Below are 21,923 nucleotides of genomic sequence, written 5' to 3'. Positions count from 1 at the left end.
AGGAAGGGTGATCGATGGCGCAGGTCGCGGTGATCGGGACGGGCGTGATGGGGTCGGCGGTGACGCGGGCGTGCGCCGATGCCGGGCTGTCGGTGGCGGTGTGGAACCGCACGCCGGAGCGGGCGCCCCAGCGCGCGGGCGTCACGCGGTACGACGAGGTCGTTGACGCGGTGCGCGCCGCCCCGATCGTGGTGTCGGCGCTGCTCAACTACGACGTGGCGCACGAGGTGCTGGGCCGCGCGCTGCCCGGGCTGGCCGGGCGCACGCTGGTGCAGACCTCCAGTGGGGCGCCCGCCGAGGTCGAGCCGCTCGCCGAGGCGGTGCACGGCGCGGGCGGGTCCTATTTGGAGGCCGCGATCCTCAACTATCCGCAGGCGATCGGCTCGGCGGGGGCGTTCACCGTGTACGCGGGTCCGGCCGCCACCTACGAATCGGTTCAGCCGCTCACCGACGCCGTGGGCGGCACGCGGATCCACCTCGGACCGGATTTGCCCACTGCCAAGGCATACCTGCTCGTTGCCGCTGCCTACTACTACGCCTGCGTCAACGGTTTCCTGGAGTGCGCGGCGATGGCACTGGACCAAGGCGTCCCGCTGCCTGCCTTCGCCCAGTCCGTGCCGATGTACCAGGCCGGACTTCAGTCCACTGTGGATATCGGCTGCGAGCTGATCGAGCGCGGTGACTACACCTTCGAGCAGGCCCCGCTGACCACGCACCTGGACATCCTGCGCTACCTGCCCGAGTTCGCCGCGAAGGCGGGCATCACCGACTCGTTCCTGCCCGCCGTGCGCGACCGGGTGCAGCGCGCGGTGGACCTCGGCGGCCGCCGCGAGCACATCGCCGTGGTGGTCGAGCAGTTCCGCGGCGGGCGGGCCGCCGGGTGAGCGGGCTGCACGACCTCATCGCCGAGCGGGCACGCCGCGAACCCGATCGGGTGGCGGTGTGGCGGGCCTCGGGCGAGGTCACCTTCGGCGAACTCGACCGGCGTGCCGAGGAGGTGGCCGACCGGCTCGCCGCCGCGGACGCCGCGGGCACGGTGGTCGGCCTCGCGCTGACCGACCCGCTGCGACGCCTGATCGCCGTGCTGGGGGTGTGGAAGGCAGGCGCGGCGTACGTCCCGCTGCCCGTCGACGATCCGACCCCGCGCATCCGGGCCGCGGTGGCCGAGACCGGCGCGCGGATCGTGCTCGCCGACACCGATGGCGTGCCCGCATCGGTGCTGCGGCTGGACCGGCTCGCAGCAGCGCCGCGCCGCCACCCGGTCGTGGTGGACGACCGGGATCTCGCCTACGTGCTGTACACCTCCGGCTCGACCGGCCTCCCCAAAGGCGTGGCGATCGAGCACGGCGGGGTGGTGAACCTGGCCCGCGGCCTGGCCGCCCTGTTCGGCGACCTGACCTCGGCCCGGGTGTTCCAGTTCGCCCGCCCGACGTTCGACGCCTGGGTGTGGGAGCTGGCGATGAGCCTGCCCGGGGGCGCGGCGCTCTGCCTCCCCGACCCCGACGGGCCGCTGACCGGCGCCGAGCTGACCCGGTGGCTGCGGGCCTGCCGGGCCACGCACCTGTCCGCCGCGCCGTCCCTGCTGGCCACGCTGGCGCCCGAGGAGCTGCCGGACCTGCGCTGCGTCGTGGCGGGCGGTGAGGTGCTGCCCGCCTCGCTGGTGCGGCGGTGGCGCGGGCGGGTCGACTTCATCAACGCCTACGGCCCGACCGAGGCGACCGTGTGCGCCACCGCGGGCCGCTGCACCGGCGTCGGCAAGCCGTCCATCGGCGTGCCGCTGCCCGGCGTCGCGGTGCACCTGCTCGACCCCGACGGGCGTCCGGTGCCGCAGGGCGAGGTCGGCGAGCTGCACGTCGGCGGCGCGGGCGTCGGGCGGGGCTACCTCGCCCGGCCCGAGCTGACCGCGCGGCACTTCCGGCCGGACCCGTTCGCCGACGACCCCGGCGCCCGGCTGTACCGCACCGGTGACCTGGCCCGGCTGGCCGCCGACGGCACGTACGAGTTCGTCGGCCGGGTGGACCGGCAGCTGAAGGTGCGCGGGTTCCGCGTCGAGCCCGCGGAGGTCGAGGAGGCGCTGCGGGCGCACCCCGGCGTGGCCGACGCCGCGGTGTCCGCGGCAGGCCAGCGGCTCGTCGCCCACGTCCGGCCCGCCCGCGACCCCGTGCCCGCGGGCGTGCTGCGCTCGTTCCTGCGGTCGCGGCTGCCCGAGCACCTGGTCCCGTCGGTGTTCACCACCGTCGACGCCCTGCCGCTGACCCCGCACGGCAAGCTCGACCGCGACGCCCTCCCCGCGGCCCGGCCCCGCCCGGACCTCGGGCACGGGTACACCCCGCCCCGGGGCGACACCGAGCAGGCGGTCGCCCGGATCTGGGCGGCCGTGCTCGGGGTGGCCGCGGTCGGCGCGGACGACGACTTCTTCGCCCTCGGCGGCACCTCGCTGGACCTGGCCCGGCTGCGCGCCGAGGTGGAGGCCCGCTGGTCGCTGCGGCTGCCCGTGGCCGACCTGCTCGCCGCGCACACCGTGCGCCTGCTCGCCGCCCGGATCGACGGCGGAGCGCCGCCTGCGGACCGCTCCCCCGGCGCGCGGGCCGACCGCAGGCGGACGCATTTGGAGTTCCTGGCGCGGGAGGTGCGGCGATGACGTTCGACGTGGCGATCGTCGGCCTGAGCTGCCGGTTCCCCGGCGCCAACGACCCGGCGGCCTTCTGGCGGCTGATCAGCCGGGGCGAGGAGGGCATCAGCAGGCTCAGCCCGCAGGACCTGCGCGCCGCGGGCGTCGACCCGGCCCGCGCCGCCGATCCCGACCTGGTGCCCGCGGCGGGCATCCTGGCGGGCGCGGAGGAGTTCGACGCGGCGTTCTTCGGCTACTCGACGGCCGACGCGGCCCGGATCGACCCGCAGCAGCGGATGTTCCTGCAGGCGTGCTGGCACGCGCTGGAGGACAGCGGGCACCGCCCGGGCGGACGGGTCGGGGTGTACGCCGGGCAGACGGTGGGGACGCACCGCGTCCTGGACCCGGCGACGTTCCTGGGCACCTCCGCCGACCTGCTCGCGGCGACCGACGACAAGGACTTCCTACCGACGCGGGTCTGCTACAAGCTCGGGCTGACCGGGCCGGGGGTGGCGGTCCAGTCCGCGTGCTCGACGTCGCTGGTCGCCGTCCACTTGGCATGCCAGGCGTTGCTCACCTACGACTGCGATACCGCGCTGGCCGGTGGGGTGTCGTGGACGCCGTTGCGCCGCTTCGGTTATCTGCGCCAAGAGGGCGGGGTCTGGTCCGCCGACGGCCACATGCGCCCCTTCGACGCCGACGCGAGCGGGTTCGTACCCGCCGACGGGCTCGGCGTGGTGGTCCTGCGCCGCCTCGCCGACGCCCTCGCCGACGGCGACCGGGTGTACGCGGTGATCAAGGGCAGCGCGATCGACAACGACGGCCACGCCAAGCAGAGCTGGGTCGCACCGAGCGCCGACGGCCAACGCCGCGTGATCGTGGACGCCCTGCACGCCGCGGCCGTCCACCCGGACACCCTCGGCTACGTCGAAGCCCACGGCACCGCGACGCCCTTGGGTGACGCGGTCGAGGTGGCGGCCCTGTCCGCCGCCCACCGCGCCGCGGGCGGCACCAGCTCAGCCCGATGCGCGCTCGGCTCCGTCAAGGCCAACATCGGCCACACCGACGCGGCGGCCGGGGTCGCGGGCCTGATCAAGGTGGCGCTCGCGCTGCACCACGGGGTCAAGCCGCCGCTGGTCCACTTCCGCACCCCCAACCCGGAAATCGACTTCGGCCCGTTCGACCCGGCCGCGCATGGGGGGTGGGGCGGGTTGCGGCGGGCCGCGGTGAGCGCCTTCGGCATCGGCGGCACCAACGCGCACGTGGTGCTGGAACAAGCCCCCACCCGCAGGCCGGGTGACGCAGCGCGTCCATGGACCCCACTCGTCCTCTCCGCCCGCGACCCGCAGACCCTACGCACGCTGGCGTCCCGCTGCGCGACCGCCCTCGATGCCTTGGCGCAGAACAATGTGGCGCTCACCGACGCCGCACACGGCCACGCCACCGGGGGCACGGAGCCCAACCACCTCAACGCCCGCCCAGACACCGCCGCACTCGGCGACCCGCCGCAGGACGGGGCAGCGGCGGCGCTCGCCGATGTCGCACACACCCGGGCCGCTGGCCGCGCGGAGTTCAACCACCACATCGGCGACGCTCACGCGCACACCGACTCGGCCGCCGCCGCACTCGGCAGCGCGGCAGGCGGGGTGGTGCTCGCTGACGTGGCGCACACCCTGGCCACTGGTCGCGCGGTGTTCAACCATCGAGTCGGTGGGGTGTACGCGGACGCGGAGGCGGCCGCTGCTGGGCTTGCTGCGTTTGCTGCGGGTGGTTCCGGGTCATTGGTGGGAGACGCCGGGCGGGCACCTGGACGAGTGGCGTTTCTGTTTCCTGGTGGTGGGGCCTCCCCAACCGGGGCGTTGCGGGGGCTCTGCGCTGACGAGCCGGTGTTTCGGGCGGCGGTGGACGAGTGCCTGGAGGCCGCCGCGCCTGCGGTGGCCGGTCGCATTCGGGCGCTGCTTGCGGGTGAGGTTGGTGAGGGCGATCCGCGGCATGCGTTGCCTGCGCTGTTCGTCGCCGAGGTCGCGTTCGCCCGGTTGCTCGGCGCTCTCGGGGTGCGGGCGGATGTGCTGCTCGGGCACAGTCTGGGCGAGTACGCCGCCGCGCACATAGCCGGGGTGTTCACGCTGCCCGACGCGCTGGCCGTGGTGGCCGAGCGGGCCGAGATCCTGGCGGGGGCGGCTCGCGGGGCGATGCTCGGTGTCGCCGCAGCGCCTGGGGTCGTGGGTCCGCTTCTGGGGCGGGGGGTGTGCCTGGCCGCGGTCAACGGGCGGGATCAGGTCGTGCTCGCCGGGGCGGCCCGTCCACTCCGGGCGGTCGCCATCGAGTTGCGCCAACGCGGGGTGGACGTGCGTCCGCTGCCGTTGCGCACCGCCGCGCACTCGGCCCTGATCGACCCCGAGCTGCCGCGGTTCCGCCGGTTCCTGGCCGGTATCCCGCTACGCCGACCGGTGATGCCACTGGTGTCGTCGCTGCTGGGCCGCGAGGTCGCCGACGAGGTGGCCGATCCCGACTACTGGGTGGCACACCTGCGCGGCACCGTGCAGTTCACCGACGCGCTCGACGCGCTGCCCGACACGGCGTTCGTCGAGGCAGGCCCCGGTACCGCGCTGACCGCCCTGGCCCGTGCGCACGTGCCCGGCGCGGTCGCCGTCGCCGCGGGCAAGCACCCCCGCGACACCGGCCCCGACCAGGCCGCCGTGCTGGCGTCCGCAGTCGCGCTGTGGACGGCAGGCGTCGACGTCGACACGCACACCTGGCACGCGGGGCAGCGGCGGCTCAAGGCCCCGATCGGCCCCTACCCGTTCGCGGCCACCCCGCTCCCGTCGCGCGCACCGGTCGTCACCAGGCCGCGCGGGCTCCTGCACGGCGTCTCGTGGCGGCGCACCGTCGACCCCGCCCCGCCAGCGGCTCCCGACTGCGATTGGCTGATCCGGTCCGACGGCTCCGCCCTCGCCGACCGGGTGGCCGCGCTCGTGCCGCGGGACAGCGCCCGCGGGAAACCGCTGCGGGTGATCGACTTCCAGGCGGGCGCAGGCGGCCCCCTCGCGCTGGCCGAGTGGGCGCGACTGGACGTCGCCGTGCCCGTCGAGGTGCTGGTGGTGACCCGCGAGGCGCTGGCCGTGACCGGCGCTGAACGGCTGGACCCCGCGCAGGCCCTGGCGGTCGGGGCCGCCCCGGTGCTGGGCGTCGAGCACCCCGGCACGCGCGTGCTCGTCGCCGACGTCGAGGCCACCGCGGGCCGCACCGCCGATGGCGTGGCCGAGCTGCTGGCCACCGAGTTCGACCGACCAGGCGCGACCCCGGTCGCCTACCGCGGCGGCCACCGCTGGACCCGGTCGTTCGAGCCGGTCACCGGCAGCTCCGGGCTCCTGCGCGACCGGGGTGTCTACCTGATCACCGGTGGCTTCGGGGGCGCGGGCGCGGCGGTCGCCGAGCACCTGGCGAAGACCCGGGAGGCGCGGCTGGCGCTGCTCGGCCGCGGCCCGGCCGATCCGGACCTGGTGGCGCGGCTGCGCGGGCTGGGCGCGCAGGTGTCGGCGCACCGCGGTGACGTCGGCGACGCCGAGGCCGTCCGGCTCCTGCTGGACCAGCTCCGGGACCGCTTCGGCAGGATCGACGGCGTTGTGCACGCCGCGGGCGTGCCCGGCGGCGGCGTCCTGCACTCCCTGGACACCGCGACCGTCGCCGAAGCGCTGCACGCCAAGGTGACCGGCTCCCGGGTGCTCGTGGACGCCCTGCGCCCGGACCCGCCGGACTTCCTGGCGCTGTTCTCCTCCATCGCCGCCCTGCGCGGCGCGCCCGGGCTGGCCTGCTACGCCGCCGCCAACGCCTTCCTGGACTCCTTCGCCGCGCAGGCGTCCCGCGACCTCGGCGTGCCCACGCTCTCGCTGAACTGGGACCGCTGGCGCGGCACCGGCATGGCCGTCGACGTCGAGCAGCGCCACCGCGACCTGACCGGCGCGGACACCACGGGCGGGCTGGACCCGGCCGACGCCGTCGCCGCCTTCGACGCCGCGCTCGGCCTGCTGCACCTCGGCCAGGTCGTCGTCAGCCCGGACGACCCGAACGCGCCGCCACCCGCCGCGCCCGCAGCCCCGACCCGCGGCAGCGGCGGGCCGCCGACCGCCACGGATGTCGAACGCGCCCTGCTGGGGGCGTGGGAGGCCGCGCTGGGCATCGACGGCATCGGTCTGGACGACAACTTCTTCGACCTCGGCGGCGACTCGCTGGTGGCCATCCGGGCAGCCCGCGGCTGCGCGGAAGCCCTCGGCACGCCGGTGAGCCCCCGGACGCTGCTCGCCGCCCCGACGGTCGCCCGGCTCGCCCGGTCGCTGGAGGCGCGCGATGGCTGACGCCCTGCGGTGCTACCGCCCGGTGCGCGCCCCGGCGACCCGGCTGGTCTGCTTCCCCCACGGCGGGTCGGGTCCGGCGTTCTACCGCGGCTGGTCCGAGCTGGCGCCCGCCGACGTCGAGATCCGGATCGCCGCCTACCCCGGCCGCCAGGACCGCCTCGCCGAGCCACCGGCAACGACCATGGACCAGCTGGTCGAGCCGGCGGTGGCGGCGCTGATCGATGCCGGGCCGGTGGCGCTGTTCGGGCACAGCATGGGTGCGATCGTGGCCTACGAGGTCGCGCACCGGCTGGTGGCGGCGGGCAGGGCACCGGGCGCGCTGTTCGTCTCCGCGCACCGCGCGCCCCACCGGCTCGGCGAGCGGATCGAGCGCGCCGACGCCGACCTGGCGGCCCTGCTGCGCAGCCTCGGCGGTGTCGACCCCGCGCTGCTGGACGACCCGGACCTGGCCGACCTGGTGCTGGACCCGTTGCGCGCCGACCACCGCCTGATGACCCGGTACCGGCCAGCGCGGCGGGATCCGCTGCCCGTGCCCGTCGTCGGCTACGCGGGCGCAGACGACCCGCTGGTCGCCCCGGACGACCTCGCCGCGTGGGCCGAGGTGACCTCGGTGGGCGCGGACGTGCGGGTGTGGCCGGGCGACCACTTCTACCTCGTGCCCCAGGCCGCACGACTGCTGGCCGACATGACCGCGCGGCTGCGCGCGGAGGAGGAGGCGACCGCGTGACGACGACCGCCGAACCGATGCTGCCGCTGCGCCGCGGCCGCGCGTGCCCGTTCTCCCCCGCCGAGGAGTTCGCCCGCCTGCGCGTGGAGGAACCGGTGTTCCGGACCACCCTGCCGACCGGCGACGAGGCGTGGGTGGTGACCCGGCACGCCGACATCCGCCGCGTGCTGGGCGATCCGGTCAGCTTCAGCAACGCCGTCGCGGGCGCGGGCCCGATCCCGCCGCCGCGCGACGCCGATGGCCGGGTGCCCGCCGCGCAGCCCGGGTTCTTCGTCGCCTACGACCCGCCGGAGCACGGCCGCTACCGGCGCGCGCTCGCCCGCGAGCTGGGCGTGCAGCAGGTGAGCAGGTTCGCGGGCCGCGTCGAGCAGATCAGCGCCGACCACCTCGACGCCTTCGCCGTGCGCGGGCCGGTCGCGGACTTCATGGCCGCGGTCGCCCACCCGGTGACCTCGGCGGTGATCTGCGAGCTGCTCGGCGTCCCGCGCGGCGACCAGCCCGCGTTCCGCAGGCGGGCCGAGCGGCTGTTCGACCTCACCACCACCCCCGAGCAGCAGGCCGAGAACTTCGCCGAGATGGGCCAGTACATGGTCGAGCTGGTGCGGGGCCACCGGGTCGACCCGGGGCCCGGGCTCGTCGGCAGGCTCGTGCGCGACCACGGCCGGGACTTCACCGACGCCGAGCTGGCGGGCACGGCCAACCTGCTGCTGCTGGCCGGGCACGAGACCACGGCCAACATGCTGGGCCTGGGTCTGCTGCTGGTGCTGCGCCACCCCGAGCAGGCCGCGCTGCTGCGCGCGCGCCCGGCGCTGGTCGACCGCGCCGTGGAGGAGCTGCTGCGCTACGCCACCGTCGTCCACTACGGCGTGGTGCTGAGCGCCGTGGTGGACACCGAGGTGGCGGGCGTGCCCATCCGCGCGGGCGAGTGGCTGATGTGCGCCTTCCCCTCCGGCAACCGCGATCCCGCCTACCTGACCGACGCGGACCGGCTCGACCTCACCCGCGAGCCGACCGCCCACCTCGCCTTCGGTCACGGCGCCCACTACTGCGCGGGCGCGCCGCTGGCACGGCTCCAGCTGCGCACCGTGCTCGGCCAGGTCCTGCGGCGGTTCCCCGGGTTGCGGCTCGGGGTCCCGTTCGAGGAGATCCAGTTCCAGTCGCTGTCGGCGACCTACGGCCTGGCCGCACTGCCCCTCCAGTGGTGATCGACGCGATGCGCGCTCGATTCCCGATCAGGAAGGTTCGACCACGATGTCCACACGTCAATCCCAGGATTCGTTCCGCCACCTCGACCACAACGGCGACGGCAGGGTCGACCGCAGCGACTTCGAGTCGGTGGCCGAGGCCGTCATCCGGGAGTTCGGCCTGAAGTCCAACCCCGGCAAGGCCTCGGCGCTCACGCGCAGCTACGGCGAGGCGTGGCAGCTGCTCAGCGGCCAGCTCGACGCCGACCAGGACGGCCAGATCAGCCACCGGGAGTTCGACCAGGCGATGTCCCAGCTGGCCAGCAACCCGCAGTTCAAGTCCCACCTCGCCGAAACCAGCGGCGCCGAGTTCGACGCCGCCGACAGCGACGAGGACGGCGCCCTCAACCGCGACGAGTTCACCCGCCTGATCCGGGTCCTCAGCCGCGAGGGCGGCAACGTGGCCGAGGTGTTCGACCGCCTCGACCAGGACCACGACGGCGTCGTCTCGCGCGAGGAGTACATCAAGGCCGCGACCGGCTACCTCAGCGGCGCGGGCAACATCGGCAGCAAGGTGTTCGCCGGGATCTGACCCGCACGATCGCCGGGGAGGCGGTGACGCCTCCCCGGCCCCTGCCGACAGGAGCCACCGTGTCCGCCGACGACCTGTTCGACCTCCTCGACCGCGACGGCGACGACCTGCTGCACTACGAGGACCTGCGGGCGATGGGCTCAGCCGTGCTCGCCTCCTTCGGCCACCCGCCCACCTCACCGCAGGCCCACGCGCTCGACCACCACTACCGCACCCTGTGGAACACCTTCGCCCCGTCTGATGACGTCCTGACGCGAGCCGCCTTCCGCGCAGGCACCGCAACCGCGGACTTCGACCGCACCTTCGGCCCGGTCGTCCACTTCGAATACGACCTCGCCGCCCCGGACGGCGAGGACATGGCGGTCGAGGCCCTGCACACCCTCCTGGCCCCCCTGCACATCCCCGACCCAGCGGCCCTCACTGCGGCCCTAGACCCCCATCACACCGGCCGAATCACCCGCACCGCGTACTACACGATGTGGCGCGACTTCCTCGGGTGACTCAGCTTGGCACCCACCTGCCGGGCGTGCCTCGCTCCGGCAACACGGATTGCGCCGGTTCTGCGTATCCACCTGAAGCCGCTGAGCAGTCGGCGGGTCAACTCCGGGTGGTGATCGTCGCGGTGAGCGGGCCGTCCGGTCGGACGGTGACGCCGAAGACCGGTTCGGGTCTGGTGTGCAGGTCGACCTCGAACGCGGGTAGGAGGGTCTGGAGCAGCATGGTCATCTCGCGCAATCCGAACAGGAAGCCCAGGCACGTCCGCGGGCCCGTGCCGAACGGGTAGTACGCGCCCGGAGCCGGGCGGGGCGCGGACTCCAGGAACCGCTCCGGGCGGAAGCGCTCCGGCTCCGGCCACACCGCCTCGTCGCGGTGGGTCAGGTAGGGGCTCACGATCACCGTGGTGTCCGCGTCGATCCGGTGGCCCGCCAGGACGTCGTCCTCGGCCGCGTAGCGCAGCATGATCCACGCGGCCGGGTACAGGCGCAGCGCCTCGTCGATCAGGGCGCGGATTCCCGCCGCGCGCTCGGGCGAGTCCTCGGGAAACGCGAGCACTCGGTCCAGCTCCACGGGATTGTCCCGCAGCAGAAGGAACAACCAGCTCAGCGTGGTCGCCGTGGTCTCGTAGCCTGCGGCCAGCAGCGTGACCAACTCGTCCCGCACGAGGCGGTCGGTGTATCCGGGGTGCTCTTGCGCCGCCGCCAGGAGCACGTGCAGCAGGCTGGGGCCCGGCCACTCGCGCGCCGCCGCGATCGCCCGCTCGGCGACTGCCTCGACCTGCGCCAGTTCAGCGGACACATCCGGCGCGGCCTCACCGGTGGCAGGCGCGAACGCGGGCAGCGCGGCCGCGATCCGCCCCGCGGCGAGGAACTCCCGGTGGGTCGTCTCGTCCAGCGGGCGACCGGTCATCGACCGCCAGATCACGTCCAGCGAGAAGTGCCGCATGTCGGCTGCGATGTCCCGAGGCTCGCCGCTCCGGGCGCTCGCGCTCCACCGCCCGACGATCTCCGTCACCGCCTCGCGCATCAACCCCTCGTACCGCCGCACCCCTTGACGGGTGAACTGCGCCTGCATCACCCGCCGCTGCATGCGCCACCGCTCGCCAGAAGCCGTGAGCAACCCGTCCCCCAGCACGACCTTCAACCGGTGCGACCGCTTGACATACCGATCCGGATGCAGTGCCAACACGTGGTGCACCGCGGCAGGCTCCGTGACCAGCACGACAGGCCGATCGCCCACCCGGAACCCGCTCACCCCACCCAACCGCTGCGCGGCGGCCAGCAGCTCCACCAGCCCACCGCCGGAAGACCTCCAGCCCGCCATGAACCCGGGATCCAACTCCGCCGGCCGCACGGTCTCCAAGACAACCTCCACGCTTCCCACCACCCGCGACAGTAACGCACTGTAACGAACGCTGCGAGTACCGTGTTGTCGCGGTGCTCTCAGGCGCGCCCATCGTTGCCAGCTGCCCTGATGAGCTCTGGGAGGATGGTGGGGTGCCCCGCCTGGTGAACGACATCGCGCTCGCTGGACTCGCAGTCGTGGCCAACAACGCGATGAACCGCGAGCGCGGTCTGTCTACCTACCGCGCCGAACTCGGCCTCGACCCGCTTGCCGGCCTGGGCGCAGGCGGATGGCTCGACCTGTGCTGCGGCTCCGGCCGCGCCCTGCTCGAAGCCGCGGGCCGCGGCCACCGCCTCGTCGGCGTCGACTTGGTCGACTACTTCCACTCCCGACACCCCGACGTCGACTTCCACACCGCATCCCTCACCGACTGGAACCCCGACTCCCCGTTCGACCTCATCACCTGCGTCCACGGCCTGCACTACCTCGGCGACAAACTCGCCCTCCTGGCCCGAGCCAGCACCTGGCTCACCCCCAGCGGCAGGTTCGCCGCCAACTTCGACGCCGCCTCCATCCAGGGCCCCTCCCGCCGCGCCCTCCTGACCGCCCTCCGCGACGCAGGCTTCACCTACAACCCCCGCCGCAAACACCTCACCCGCACCGGCCCGGCCCAGATCACCTTCCCCTTCACCTACCTCGGCGCCGACCCCGCGGCCGGCCCCAACTACACCGGCCAACCCGCCGTCACCGCCCACTACGCCTGAACCAGCCATCGCGTCCCCGCCAGCGCAACCAGACTCAATCGGCCCCAACAAGCTCGTCGAACCGCGCCGAAGCGCTGCCAGAGGCGTCCACCGGGCCAGGCGTGACCCCGCCCCCGTGGCGCGTTCCGGTCAGAGCGACCCGGCGTCGACCAAGGCGCCCGAACCGGATCGACCGCAGCATTAGTCGTCTTTGAAGACGTCGCCGGGTGTGACGGGGCTGGCTGTCGGTATGACAATGCCGTCGTGGCAGGAAGAACCCGGACGACCGCGGTACCGGCTGGTGAACGCCGTAGGCGTGGTGTTCACGGCGCTGACCGGACTGGTCCTCTGGTGACGGCACTCGCCTGGGTGTTGATGGCGGGCGGCCTGGTGCTGGTGCCCGCTGGGGTCGTCGCAGGCGTCGTGGGGTTCGTCGTCTCCGGCCCGCTCTGGCTGTTCGCTGTCGCAGGTGGCGTGGTCGGCGGTGTGCTCGTGCACTTCGCGGGCCTCGCCCTGCTGCTCGCGGTCGGCGATCGGGACTCTGGACGCGCGGAGTAACCGCCCCCGTCCACGGTTCCTCTGTCACCCACTCACCGCAGCCCAGACCTCCCTTCCTCTGGGCACGTCCGGTCTCGCAGCTTGACGCGACCACGCCGCCGCCAGCGAGCCACCGCTGGTCAGGGTTCAGCTCAGGTCGTATACGAGCTCATCGGCAGCAGCTCGGCGGGCTCCGGCCGCCACCAGGTGCTCGGTGAGGCTGCCGTCATGACCGAGGTGGTGCACCGGCGTCGATCGGGCCAGGACGACGAAGTCGGCGATGAGCCTGCGGTGACAGCGCCACCAGAGGCTTTCGCTGCACATCACCGCCGTACGGGCCACGGCCGCGTCGGCGAGGAGCCCGTCGACGGCTTCGTGGAACTCGGCGCTGCGCATGTGGTGGGCATAGGCGCGGAACGCCTCAACCCGCCACCACCCGTCCGGTGACTCCGGCGGCAGCCGACGCCTGCCACCCAGCCGTTCCTCCCACCGGTAGTCGATGCCCGCCGCCGGAAGCCAATGGGCCAACGCTTCGCGGCTGACGTGGGGATGGGCCCGGCTGCCGGGATAGCGGCGCACGTCAACGAGCTTGACCACGCCCGCCGCGAGCAACAGCTCGCTGAACTCGTCCTGCGACGCCGTGCCGTGTCCAACGGTGAGGAGGGATGGAGCCATGACGGTGTATACCCGAATGCCACGCCCGCAGTCGTCTGTACGGTCGCCTTGGCGGGCTTCTCCGCCTGCCCGCCGGCCGCAGGCACGCCGGGTCAGAAACCGCGGCTCGTCAGCATCCGGTCCAGGTACTCGACCCACTCCCCCGAGTCGCCGGGCTTCATCTCGGGGAATGTGCTCACGTCCTGCTTGTCCTCGGTCGTCTGCTGTTCGCCTGCCACAGCGATCGGCACGCCGTACTCGCGGAACACCGCCGCCTTGTCGCCCTGCGACTCGGCGTATTCGATGAAGGTGGTCGCGTACGTCTCCACCGCGTTCTGCTCAGCCTCATAGAGGAACCACGTCTTGAACGGCTCCCACGCCGCGTCCGTGCCGTCCCAGTACGGCCCGCGCTCAGCCAGGAAGGCGTACCAGGCGGATTCGTCGCCGACAGCCGGGGTGGCGGTGAGCTGGCGATAGCTCTCCTGCAGGTCGACGGTCGAGAGGAAGGCGATGGCCTGCATCGTCTCCGCGGGCGCCGGGTCGTAGTTGTTCATGTGCTCGACGAACGTCTCGACGACGTGGTTGTCGATCCCGGCCGCCATCGCACCTTCGGCCAGCGCGGACGAGAGCTGCCCCCAGTCGCCGTCCTGGTGCTGTTCGGCCGTGGTGCGGAGGAACTCGAACCAGCGTTCCTGCGCGTATTCGTCGTCGAGGTGCACCGCGGAGATCGCGGATTCAACGGTCGCGTCCATGGTCCCCACCGTGGGTAGCAGGCAGTGGCCCCATGATCGACTCGTGCCCGCGGTTCCGTGACGTCCGGCGAGGTGCTCCATGGGGCTCTTCACCGCGCCCTTTCGGTCCTGCTGGGCCGATCCGCCGGAACTCGTGCCCCATCAGGCGCCTCGACGGACGATCCGCACGACGCGATCCGTCGTTACGGTCGACGCACCCCGGGCCGCGTGATCCGAGATCGGAGAACCTGGTGGCTACCGAATTCGACGAGCGGTTGAGGCAGCGCCTGCTGGCTTTCCAGGAGCACCACGGGCTGACCTGCGACGGCGTGGCGGACGCCCAGACCTGGGACACGCTGGTGAACACGGCGGCGCCCAGCGGCGGGCCCACGTCCGCGGCCGATGCCCGCGCCCGCGCCCTCGAAATCGACCAGCAGGTCCAGGCCGACCCGAACATGTCCACGGCCGAACTGCAGCGGCTCATGCAGGAGCGCGACCAGCTCCTGGCGCTGACCGAACACCCTCCCGCGGTCCAGGTCGCGGCACCCGCACCGGAGGGGCTGTCGGGGGCGATCCCGCTGGCGGCCGGGATGCTCATCGTGCCGACCACCTCGGCGCCCGGTGCAGGCCTCCCGCCGTCGGTTCTGTTCGGTGCGGGTGCCGCGGAGTCCGGCGTCGTGACCGGCGCGGGAGCAGGTGCGGCCGCTGCGGAAGTCACGGCCGCCGAGGCGGGGGCGGCCGCTGCGGAAGCCATCGCTGCCGAGGTGGGCGCGGCCGCCGCAGGAGCCGTGGCCGCCGAAACGGGCACTGCCGCCGCGGTGGGAACAACTGCAGCGGTCGCCGAGGCGGGGGCGGCCGCGGCAGGCGGCGCGGCGACCATTCCGGTGGCAGGGTGGGTCGTCGCCGGTGTCATCGTGATCGGCGTCGTGAGCTACCTCGTCTACCGCCACTACAACCAGCCGGAGCGGGCTGAGGCCCCCTCGGGCGCGACCGGCGGCCCGGTCACCGACCCGCCCGCGGTTCCCACCGGACCAGCCCACGCTCCCGGAGCACCGCAGAGCGGTCCGGTGTCGGCTCCAGGCCAGCGCACCGCCCACGGGCCGATGTCCCTGCCCGCCCCGCCGACGCGGGTCGAGCAACTGCAGGCCTCGTCCCCCGAGATCGAGAGCGCCCGACACCGGCTGGATGAACTGGAGCGATCCGGCCGCCTGTTCCGCGACGTCCGCGACCTGCGAGACCGGCTCGGCGCTGCCGACGAGCGTATTCGCCGCGCGGCTCAGGCCGAACTGACCGGCCTGGAACGAGAAGTGGCCGACTACGAACGCCTCCAACGCGGCGAAGACATCGGCACGCCGCGATCGGTACCCCTCACCGAGCGATCCGCCTTCGAAGAGTTGATGCACCGGTATCCGCCGCCGCTGAACCGCCCCCCGTACAACCAGTGGTCGCGCGAGCACTTCACCCCCGTCCGCCTCCAACCGGACGACCTCTCCGACGACCCCGCCGAAGTGAAGCGAGTCCTGGTGATCCGCGCCCCCAACGGTCACGAACTCCGATTCTCCGTCGTGTGGCGCGACGGCGTGTACCAGGACATCCACGAGTCCAGCGGCCCATCCGACAGACAGCAGTAGGCAACACCGCGCCCGCTTCAGCTGCCCGCACACAGGGTTGCCGAGACACTGTGGGTGTGGATTACCAGGAGAGCGTGGTGAACGCGGTCGGTGGTCGGGTGGTGGGTGCGGTGGTGCAGGCTGGCACCGTTCGGCAGGTCGTCCTGTCCTCGTCCGATGGGTGGGGCGTGGTTCCGCAGCAGCTTCCCGTGGCTCCGGCGCATTTCGTCGGCCGTGCCGAGGAGCTCGCCGCGCTGACCACCGCCTTGGACCTAGCGTCGGGCCGGGGTGGGATGATCTCGGCACTGGCAGGCGCGGGCGGCGTCGGGAAGACGTGGCTGGCCGTGCACTGGGCCTACCAGCACCGCGACAGGTTTCCCGACGGGCAGTTGTTCGTCGACCTCCAGGGGTTCTCCCCGACCGGCAAGCCGATGGAGCCGTCGGTGGCAGTGCGCGGATTCCTCGACGCACTGGGTGTCGCCCCCGGGCGCGTCCCGGCTGATCTTCACGCTCAAGCGGCGCTCTATCGCAGCCTGGTCGCGGGGAAGCGGATGCTGATCGTCTTGGACAACGCCGCAAGTTCCGCCCAAGTCACCCCGCTGTTGCCTGGCGTCCCCGGCTGCACGGTGGTGACGACCAGCCGCCGGCACCTGTCGGGGTTGATTAGCCGCTATGGGGCGCGGCCCATCCAACTCGGTGTGCCCACCGACGGCGAAGCCCACCACAGGCTGGCCACGCAACTGGGCGATCAACGAGTGGCCGACGAACCCCACGCGATGGACGACTTGGTCACCTGTTGCGGCGGCTTCCCACTCGCCCTGGGCATCGTGGCTGGTCGTGCCGCTACCAGCCCTCACACCCCGTTGTCCGCACTGGCCGCCGAACTGCGGGATGCCACCACCCGGCTCGACGCCCTGGACAGCGACGACCCCACCGCCAGCCTTCCGGCCGTGCTGTCCTGGTCCGCCGAGGCTCTCACCGCCGACCAGCGGCAGGTGTTCGCGCTGCTCGGGATAGCCCCTGGGCCGGAGATCGGGCTGCTGGCCGCAAGTAGCCTCAGCAACCTCTCCACGGCCCGAACCCGGCGAATACTGCGCGCTTTGGAGGAGGCATCTCTCCTCGAGCACGACGGACACGGCCGGTACCGAATGCACGACCTCATTCGCGCCTACGCAATTACCCTCAACGTGGATGATGAGGTACGGCTGGCCGCGTTGCGGCGGGTGCTGGATTTCTACACCCACACCGCTCACACGGCCGATCGGCTGTTGTACCCCCACCGTGTGCCCAGCCAACTTGGTCCGCCCGTCGCCGGTGCCCATCCTCACCCGTTGCTCAACAGCCAGGCGGCACTGGAGTGGTTCGACAGCGAACACGCCAACCTGCTAGCAGCCCAAGAGATCGCTGCCACGCACATGTGGCACTCGACGGTGCGACACCTGGCCTGGGCCATGTACGTCTTCCACACCCGACGGGGACACCTCCGCAGTCAACTCGCCGCATGGCGGGCCGCTCTCGCCGCCACCGAACACCTAACCGACCCTGCGCCGCACATCCAAACCCACCGGTACATCGGACGCGCCTATTCCAGTCTCGGGCACCACGACAATGCGATCGAACACCTGACCAAGGCGTTGGCCCTAGCCGAACAGCACTCCGACCCCACCCACCGAATCCGCACTCATCGGGTCCTGGCATGGGCCTGGGAGCGGTATGGAGACGACCGGCAGGCGCTCAACCACGCCACCTGCGCCCTGCACCTCGTCCGCCCCCTCGACCTGCCACTGTGGGAAGCAAGCGCTTTCAATGCCGTTGGTTGGTACGCCGCCCGGCTCGGCGATGTCGACACCGCCCGCATCCACTGCCAGGCAGCCCTTGCTCTTTACCAGAACCACCACGACCCCACCGGCGAGGCGGCCGCCCTCGACAGCCTCGGTTTCATCGCACACCGCACCGGCGACCACCTCAGCGCCATCAGCTACTACCAACAAGCCCTCGCCCTACGCAGCAACCACGGCGACACCTACGAAGCGGCTAACACGCTCGACCGGCTCGGCCACTCCCAGAACGTTCTCGGCGACCACGACCAGGCCCGCACCTGCTGGCAGGAAGCGCTTGAGCTCTACCAAACCCAGGGACGCGAACAAGCCGCCACACGAGTCGAACAACAACTCAACGACCTCCCGGCGACATAGGCCGGGGAGCCCGTCTGCCCGCTCCGAACATCGTTCCTCAAGAGGGCGGCCGCGAACTTGCGGTACAGCGGCATCTGCCGGTCCTGCCTCTGGCTGATTCCTCGTGTCAGCGGTTCGCCCTACGCTGGGCCGCGGGCGGGGCACCGGGTCCGCGGAGCCCGACTGGAGTTCACCGGAGGCTTCAATGCGCAGCTTCACGGCAGGTCTCACCGCGCTCGTGCTCGCGGTCACCGTGGTCCCACCCGCGGCGGGAACCGTGGGAGTGCTCACCACCCAATCTCCCGCGGCACCCGGGCTCGACCGGCTCGATCAGACGGCGTTTCCGCTGAGCAACTCCTACAGCTACATCTCCGAGGGCAGCGGGGTGAACGTCTACGTCATCGACTCCGGCATCCGGACCACCCACCAGGAGTTCGACGGCCAGGCGTTCAACGGCTGGGACTGCGTCGACAACGACCCGATCGCGCAGGACCTCTACGGTTTCGGCACGCACATGGCTGGCATCGTGGCCGGAACCACGCACGGCGTTGCGAAGGACGCCACCATCTGGGGCCTGCGGTTCAGCGGCGCGAGCACCCCGCTGCCCTGCCTGTCCTGGGTGCAGGCCAACGCAGTCCTCCCCGCGGTAGTCCTGTTCCCGCGCGCCGGATACGCCGACGCCGCGATCGACGCCGCATTCGATCAGCTCATCGCCGCGGGAATCACCGTGGTGGTGGGCGCAGGCAACAGCAACGCCGACGCAGGCGCCTACTCCCCCGCCCGACTGCCCGGCGCCATCACCGTCGGCGCCCTCACCGCCACCGCCGACACCCGGGCCCCCTTCTCCAACTACGGCGCGAGCGTGGACGTCTACGCGGCAGGCATGGGCGTGCTCTCCGCCTTCACCTCCAGCGACACGTCGGCAGCCACCTTCAACGGCACCGGCCAGGCCAGCGCCTACGCAGCAGGCGCCGCCGCCCGCTACCTCCAGCTGTACCCGACCGCCACCCCCGCCCAGGTGCACGCCGCCATCGTCGGAATGGCAACCCCCACCACCTGGGGCGGCAGGGTCCTGCACCTCCCGTCCTGGCTGTAGTCGGCCCCGGGGACGCAGGGCTCACCGGTGTCGGGCGGTTCCCTTCTGCCCCCGACGCTCGTCACGCCTGTCGCGTTCGAGCCTCTTGCCAGACCACGCTGAACTCATCTTCAGAGATGTACTCAGCTGCAATCCCTCCTCCTGGTTGATGAACTCCAACTCGGGCATCGGAACCTCCGCGAGCGCAATTCCTTCCTTCTCCTCGACCCCGTCAACCCACCCGAAGGAACCATCCGGGTACTGCTCCACCTTCCTCACCTCCCACCGCTCGTCGTCGATCTCGCTCCAGGTCGCCACCGGCTCATCCGGGTAGTCGTGATGCCAGAGGACCTTCAGGTACATCGACAACTCCGATCTTCAAACGAACTCGCCCCTGAGGTGTCAGCGACACATTCTTCCCTGCCGGCTGCGCCGCACCTAAGCCGCTGCTCGCACTTCCGTGATCAGGAGATCACCGCTCGTTCCCGGCCAGCCTGCGGTAGCGGAGTGCTCTGCGGGATGATCGGGTGATGTCGGTGGACCGGGAGCCCGGGCAGCCTGATGGGGGCAGCTCGGATAGGCGTAACCGCAACACGGTGGCAGGGGACGTCTCGGGCCAGGCGGTCTTGGCCAGGGACATCCACGGCAGTGTGACGCTGCACCAGCACAACTACTACGGCCCGCTGGGACGACGGCCCGTGGCGTTGCCGTACCGGTTCGGTCGGGTTCCGCCGCGGGCAGAGGCCTTTCTCGACCGGCAGATCGCGTCGGTGGTGGCCAGGGCGTTGGACGAGGCCGGATCGGCCGTGCTCACCTCCGGGTCAGCCGTGCGTACCGGCGTGTTGTCCGGGCTGGGCGGCGTCGGCAAGACCCAGTTGGCGATCGACCACGCCGAGCGGGCATGGGCCGCGGGGCACGTGGACCTGTTGGTGTGGGTCACCGCGTCCACGCGCGCTGCCGTGGTCGCTGACTACGCGCGGCTCGCCCAGGACCTGACCGGGGTCGAAGACGCCGATCCCGAGTGGGCGCGCGGCGCCTGCTGGACTGGTTGGCGGTCAGCAGGAAGCGGTGGCTTGTGGTCTTGGACGACCTCCAGGCACTAGCGGAGATCGACGGGCTGATGCCACCGCACACCACGACCGGCCGGGTACTGGTGACGACCCGCCGACGCGACGCCGCATTGCGCGGCCACGGGAGGCACCTGATCGAGGTCGGGCTGTTCACCCCTGCGGAGTCCCAGGCCTACCTGGCGGGCAAAGTCGCCGACCAGCCGCGGTTGGCGGCCGGGGCGGAGGAACTCGCCGAGGAGCTGGGGCACCTGCCCCTGGCCTTGGCCCAAGCCGCGGCCTACCTGCTCGACCGCGGGCTGACCTGCGCCGAGTACCTGGCGCGCTTCCGCGATCGCCGCCGCAGCCTCAGCGACGTGCTGCCCGAGCACGAGGCGCTCCCCGACGAGCACCGGGCCACCGTGGCCACCGCGTGGTCGCTGTCGGTGGACCTGGCCGACCTGCTCACCCCGGCCGGGTTGGCCCGTCCCCTGCTGGACGTCGCCAGCCTGCTCGCCCCGAACGGGATTCCCCTCGCGCTCTTCACCGCTCCCCCGACCCTGGCCTATCTCGCCGAGCGCAGGCGCGGAAAGCCTTCCCCGCTGAACCGGGTCAAGGCAGCCCTTACGCGCCGCATTCCGCCATCCATCGAGCCGGAGCACGCCCGCGACGGGCTCAACTGCCTGCACCGGCTCAACCTCGTCAACCACGACCCCACCGTCCCGCACCTAGGGGTCCAGATCCACGCCCTCGTGCAGCGCGCCACCCGCGAACAACTGGACGACAGCGCACTGGCCGCCCTGGCACCGGCCATCGCCGACGCGCTGCACCACGTCTGGCCGGAGATTGAGCGCGATCACGGTCTCACGGCGGCGTTGCGCGCCAACACCATGGCCTTGCACGAGAACAGCGGCGCGCACCTGTGGCGGCCCAGCGGCCACGGCACGTTGTGGCGGGTGGGCGACAGCCTCGGCCAGAGTGGACAATCCCGCGCCGCCGTCGAGTACTTCCAGCAGCTGGAGGCCGCAGCGGCGCACCACTGCGGCGCAGGCAGCCCGAACACCGCCTCCATCAGAATCAAGATCGCGCACTGGCGGGGGGTGAGCGGTGACGCCCAAGGCGCCGTGGCCGTGCTGGAAGATCTGCTCGCCGCGGTTCGCAACCGCACGATCCAACCGGATGCCTACACCGTCAAGGACATCGCGCACTCCCTTGCGGGGTGGCGTGGGGAGGCCGGGGATGCCGCGGGCGCGGCAGCCATGTACGAGCAACTCGTGCTGGAATGGCAGAGGGACGCCGGACGGGACGACCGCGACACGCTGGCGCTGCGTTCCGGCCTAGCCCGTTGGCGTGGCCGAGCCGGCGACAGCGCCGCCGCCGTCACCGCGTTCGAAGAACTCCTCGCCGACCTGCGGCGGATCTACCCTGAGGACCACCCAGCCGTCATCTCCGGTCGAGAAGACCTCGCCTACTGGCGCGGACAGGCAGGCGATCCAGCCGCGGCCGTCGCCGACCACCGCGACATCCTGAGCGCGAAGCAGCGCATCTACGGCCCCGACCACCCCGAGACCCTGCGAACCCGCAACAACTACGCCCACTGGCAAGGCCACTGCGGCAACCATTCCACGGCCGTCGCGCTGTACGAGGACCTGCTCCAGGACTTCCTCCGCATCCACGGCTCCGACCACACCCACACCCTCAGCGCGCGCAACAACCTCGCCTACTGGCGAGGGAGAGCCGGTGAGCCCGGCAGGGCAGCAGCCGAGTTCAACGCCCTCCTTGCCGACCGCCTGCGCGTCAACGGCCCAGACCACCCAGCCACCCTCACCACCCGCTTCAGCCTCGCCAAGTGGACCGGGGAAGCGGGAAACCCGACAGCGGCACTTGGCGGATTGCGCAACCTCCTTCCCGAGCAAGAACGCATCCTCGGAAGCGACCACCCCGACACCCGCAGAACACGCGATGAACTCACCCGCTGGCAGGCCGCTCCACCTGAGTAGCGATGGTCGTTCGACGCGCAACACGGTTTGGCCCCTTCCGTT

The 21,923-nt window shown here is 72.3% G+C and carries 18 protein-coding genes; 14 read left to right on the top strand and 4 right to left on the bottom strand.

Going from position 1 to position 21,923, the window contains the following annotated elements:
- Nucleotides 1–14 precede the first annotated feature (14 nt).
- Genes ACWEPX_RS15770 through ACWEPX_RS15740 form a run of 7 tightly spaced genes read left to right on the top strand, consistent with a single transcriptional unit; the run spans nt 15 to nt 9,969 of the window.
- A complete protein-coding gene (locus ACWEPX_RS15770) occupies nt 15–884 on the top strand; it encodes an NAD(P)-dependent oxidoreductase (protein WP_451897876.1) in 870 nt (289 codons plus the stop codon).
- Nucleotides 881–2,641: a non-ribosomal peptide synthetase gene (locus ACWEPX_RS15765; protein WP_451897875.1), complete on the top strand. Its 1,761-nt coding sequence runs from the start codon at nt 881–883 to the stop codon at nt 2,639–2,641. Before ACWEPX_RS15770 ends, ACWEPX_RS15765 begins: the two co-directional genes overlap by 4 nt.
- On the top strand, nt 2,638–6,966 hold the full coding sequence (locus tag ACWEPX_RS15760; protein ID WP_451897874.1) for a type I polyketide synthase: 4,329 nt from the start codon (nt 2,638–2,640) through the stop codon (nt 6,964–6,966). The genes ACWEPX_RS15765 and ACWEPX_RS15760 overlap by 4 nt, the downstream gene beginning before the upstream one ends.
- Entirely contained in the window at nt 6,959–7,693 is a 735-nt protein-coding gene (locus tag ACWEPX_RS15755; RefSeq protein ID WP_451897873.1) for a thioesterase II family protein, read from the top strand. The genes ACWEPX_RS15760 and ACWEPX_RS15755 overlap by 8 nt, the downstream gene beginning before the upstream one ends.
- Complete coding sequence (locus ACWEPX_RS15750) at nt 7,690–8,898, top strand: cytochrome P450 (protein WP_451897872.1); 1,209 nt, start codon at nt 7,690–7,692, stop codon at nt 8,896–8,898. The genes ACWEPX_RS15755 and ACWEPX_RS15750 overlap by 4 nt, the downstream gene beginning before the upstream one ends.
- 46 nt (nt 8,899–8,944) lie before the next feature.
- Complete coding sequence (locus tag ACWEPX_RS15745) at nt 8,945–9,469, top strand: EF-hand domain-containing protein (protein WP_451897871.1); 525 nt, start codon at nt 8,945–8,947, stop codon at nt 9,467–9,469.
- Nucleotides 9,470–9,528: 59 nt separating this feature from the next.
- Entirely contained in the window at nt 9,529–9,969 is a 441-nt protein-coding gene (locus ACWEPX_RS15740; RefSeq protein WP_451897870.1) for a hypothetical protein, read from the top strand.
- A gap of 97 nt (nt 9,970–10,066) precedes the next feature.
- On the opposite strand, the gene ACWEPX_RS15735 is transcribed toward ACWEPX_RS15740, so the two are convergent.
- Nucleotides 10,067–11,341 carry a cytochrome P450 gene (locus ACWEPX_RS15735; RefSeq protein ID WP_451897869.1) on the bottom strand — a complete coding sequence of 425 codons (1,275 nt, stop codon included), beginning with the start codon at nt 11,339–11,341 and terminating at the stop codon, nt 10,067–10,069.
- 122 nt (nt 11,342–11,463) lie between these two features.
- On the opposite strand from ACWEPX_RS15735, the gene ACWEPX_RS15730 reads away from it, so the two are divergent.
- Together ACWEPX_RS15730 and ACWEPX_RS15725 are read left to right on the top strand one after the other, a co-directional pair.
- Nucleotides 11,464–12,075 (top strand): class I SAM-dependent methyltransferase, encoded by a 612-nt coding sequence (locus ACWEPX_RS15730; RefSeq protein WP_451897868.1) that lies wholly within the window; start codon nt 11,464–11,466, stop codon nt 12,073–12,075.
- A gap of 330 nt (nt 12,076–12,405) precedes the next feature.
- Nucleotides 12,406–12,612: a hypothetical protein gene (locus ACWEPX_RS15725; protein WP_451897867.1), complete on the top strand. Its 207-nt coding sequence runs from the start codon at nt 12,406–12,408 to the stop codon at nt 12,610–12,612.
- Between the two features lie 126 nt (nt 12,613–12,738).
- On the opposite strand, the gene ACWEPX_RS15720 is transcribed toward ACWEPX_RS15725, so the two are convergent.
- Together ACWEPX_RS15720 and ACWEPX_RS15715 are read right to left on the bottom strand one after the other, a co-directional pair.
- A complete protein-coding gene (locus ACWEPX_RS15720) occupies nt 12,739–13,266 on the bottom strand; it encodes a DUF488 domain-containing protein (protein ID WP_451897866.1) in 528 nt (175 codons plus the stop codon).
- A gap of 92 nt (nt 13,267–13,358) precedes the next feature.
- Nucleotides 13,359–13,997, bottom strand: coding sequence for a hypothetical protein (locus ACWEPX_RS15715; protein ID WP_451897865.1), 639 nt, complete (start codon nt 13,995–13,997; stop codon nt 13,359–13,361).
- Between the two features lie 230 nt (nt 13,998–14,227).
- Between ACWEPX_RS15715 and ACWEPX_RS15710 the strand changes: the two genes are divergently transcribed.
- The 3 genes from ACWEPX_RS15710 to ACWEPX_RS15700 all read left to right on the top strand — a co-directional run bounded on the left by ACWEPX_RS15710 (nt 14,228) and on the right by ACWEPX_RS15700 (nt 18,856).
- A complete protein-coding gene (locus ACWEPX_RS15710) occupies nt 14,228–15,607 on the top strand; it encodes a peptidoglycan-binding protein (RefSeq protein WP_451897864.1) in 1,380 nt (459 codons plus the stop codon).
- A gap of 56 nt (nt 15,608–15,663) precedes the next feature.
- Nucleotides 15,664–17,781, top strand: a complete 2,118-nt coding sequence (locus tag ACWEPX_RS15705) for an ATP-binding protein (RefSeq protein ID WP_451897863.1) — start codon at nt 15,664–15,666, stop codon at nt 17,779–17,781.
- A 184-nt stretch (nt 17,782–17,965) separates the two neighbouring features.
- Nucleotides 17,966–18,856 carry a S8 family serine peptidase gene (locus ACWEPX_RS15700; protein WP_451897862.1) on the top strand — a complete coding sequence of 297 codons (891 nt, stop codon included), beginning with the start codon at nt 17,966–17,968 and terminating at the stop codon, nt 18,854–18,856.
- Nucleotides 18,857–18,877: 21 nt separating this feature from the next.
- On the opposite strand, the gene ACWEPX_RS15695 is transcribed toward ACWEPX_RS15700, so the two are convergent.
- A complete protein-coding gene (locus ACWEPX_RS15695; protein ID WP_451897861.1) occupies nt 18,878–19,198 on the bottom strand; it encodes a DUF6881 domain-containing protein in 321 nt (106 codons plus the stop codon).
- Nucleotides 19,199–19,431: 233 nt separating this feature from the next.
- Between ACWEPX_RS15695 and ACWEPX_RS15690 the strand changes: the two genes are divergently transcribed.
- Together ACWEPX_RS15690 and ACWEPX_RS15685 are read left to right on the top strand one after the other, a co-directional pair.
- Complete coding sequence (locus ACWEPX_RS15690) at nt 19,432–19,938, top strand: hypothetical protein (RefSeq protein ID WP_451897860.1); 507 nt, start codon at nt 19,432–19,434, stop codon at nt 19,936–19,938.
- Entirely contained in the window at nt 19,917–21,881 is a 1,965-nt protein-coding gene (locus tag ACWEPX_RS15685) for a tetratricopeptide repeat protein (RefSeq protein ID WP_451897859.1), read from the top strand. Before ACWEPX_RS15690 ends, ACWEPX_RS15685 begins: the two co-directional genes overlap by 22 nt.
- The last annotated feature ends 42 nt before the right edge of the window (nt 21,882–21,923 follow it).

The sequence above is a fragment of the Actinokineospora sp. NPDC004072 genome (assembly GCF_053604195.1).
This window is presented reverse-complemented; position numbering and strand designations above follow the sequence as displayed.

What these genes read in the sequence shown, in the direction of transcription:
- ACWEPX_RS15770 (WP_451897876.1), top strand. Translation starts at nt 15, where the DNA reads ATGGCGCAGGTCGCGGTGATCGGGACGGGCGTGATGGGGTCGGCGGTG.
- ACWEPX_RS15760 (WP_451897874.1), top strand. Translation starts at nt 2,638, where the DNA reads ATGACGTTCGACGTGGCGATCGTCGGCCTGAGCTGCCGGTTCCCCGGC.
- ACWEPX_RS15755 (WP_451897873.1), top strand. Translation starts at nt 6,959, where the DNA reads ATGGCTGACGCCCTGCGGTGCTACCGCCCGGTGCGCGCCCCGGCGACC.
- ACWEPX_RS15745 (WP_451897871.1), top strand. Translation starts at nt 8,945, where the DNA reads ATGTCCACACGTCAATCCCAGGATTCGTTCCGCCACCTCGACCACAAC.
- ACWEPX_RS15720 (WP_451897866.1), bottom strand. Translation starts at nt 13,266, where the DNA reads ATGGCTCCATCCCTCCTCACCGTTGGACACGGCACGGCGTCGCAGGAC.
- ACWEPX_RS15715 (WP_451897865.1), bottom strand. Translation starts at nt 13,997, where the DNA reads ATGGACGCGACCGTTGAATCCGCGATCTCCGCGGTGCACCTCGACGAC.
- ACWEPX_RS15700 (WP_451897862.1), top strand. Translation starts at nt 17,966, where the DNA reads ATGCGCAGCTTCACGGCAGGTCTCACCGCGCTCGTGCTCGCGGTCACC.
- ACWEPX_RS15695 (WP_451897861.1), bottom strand. Translation starts at nt 19,198, where the DNA reads ATGTACCTGAAGGTCCTCTGGCATCACGACTACCCGGATGAGCCGGTG.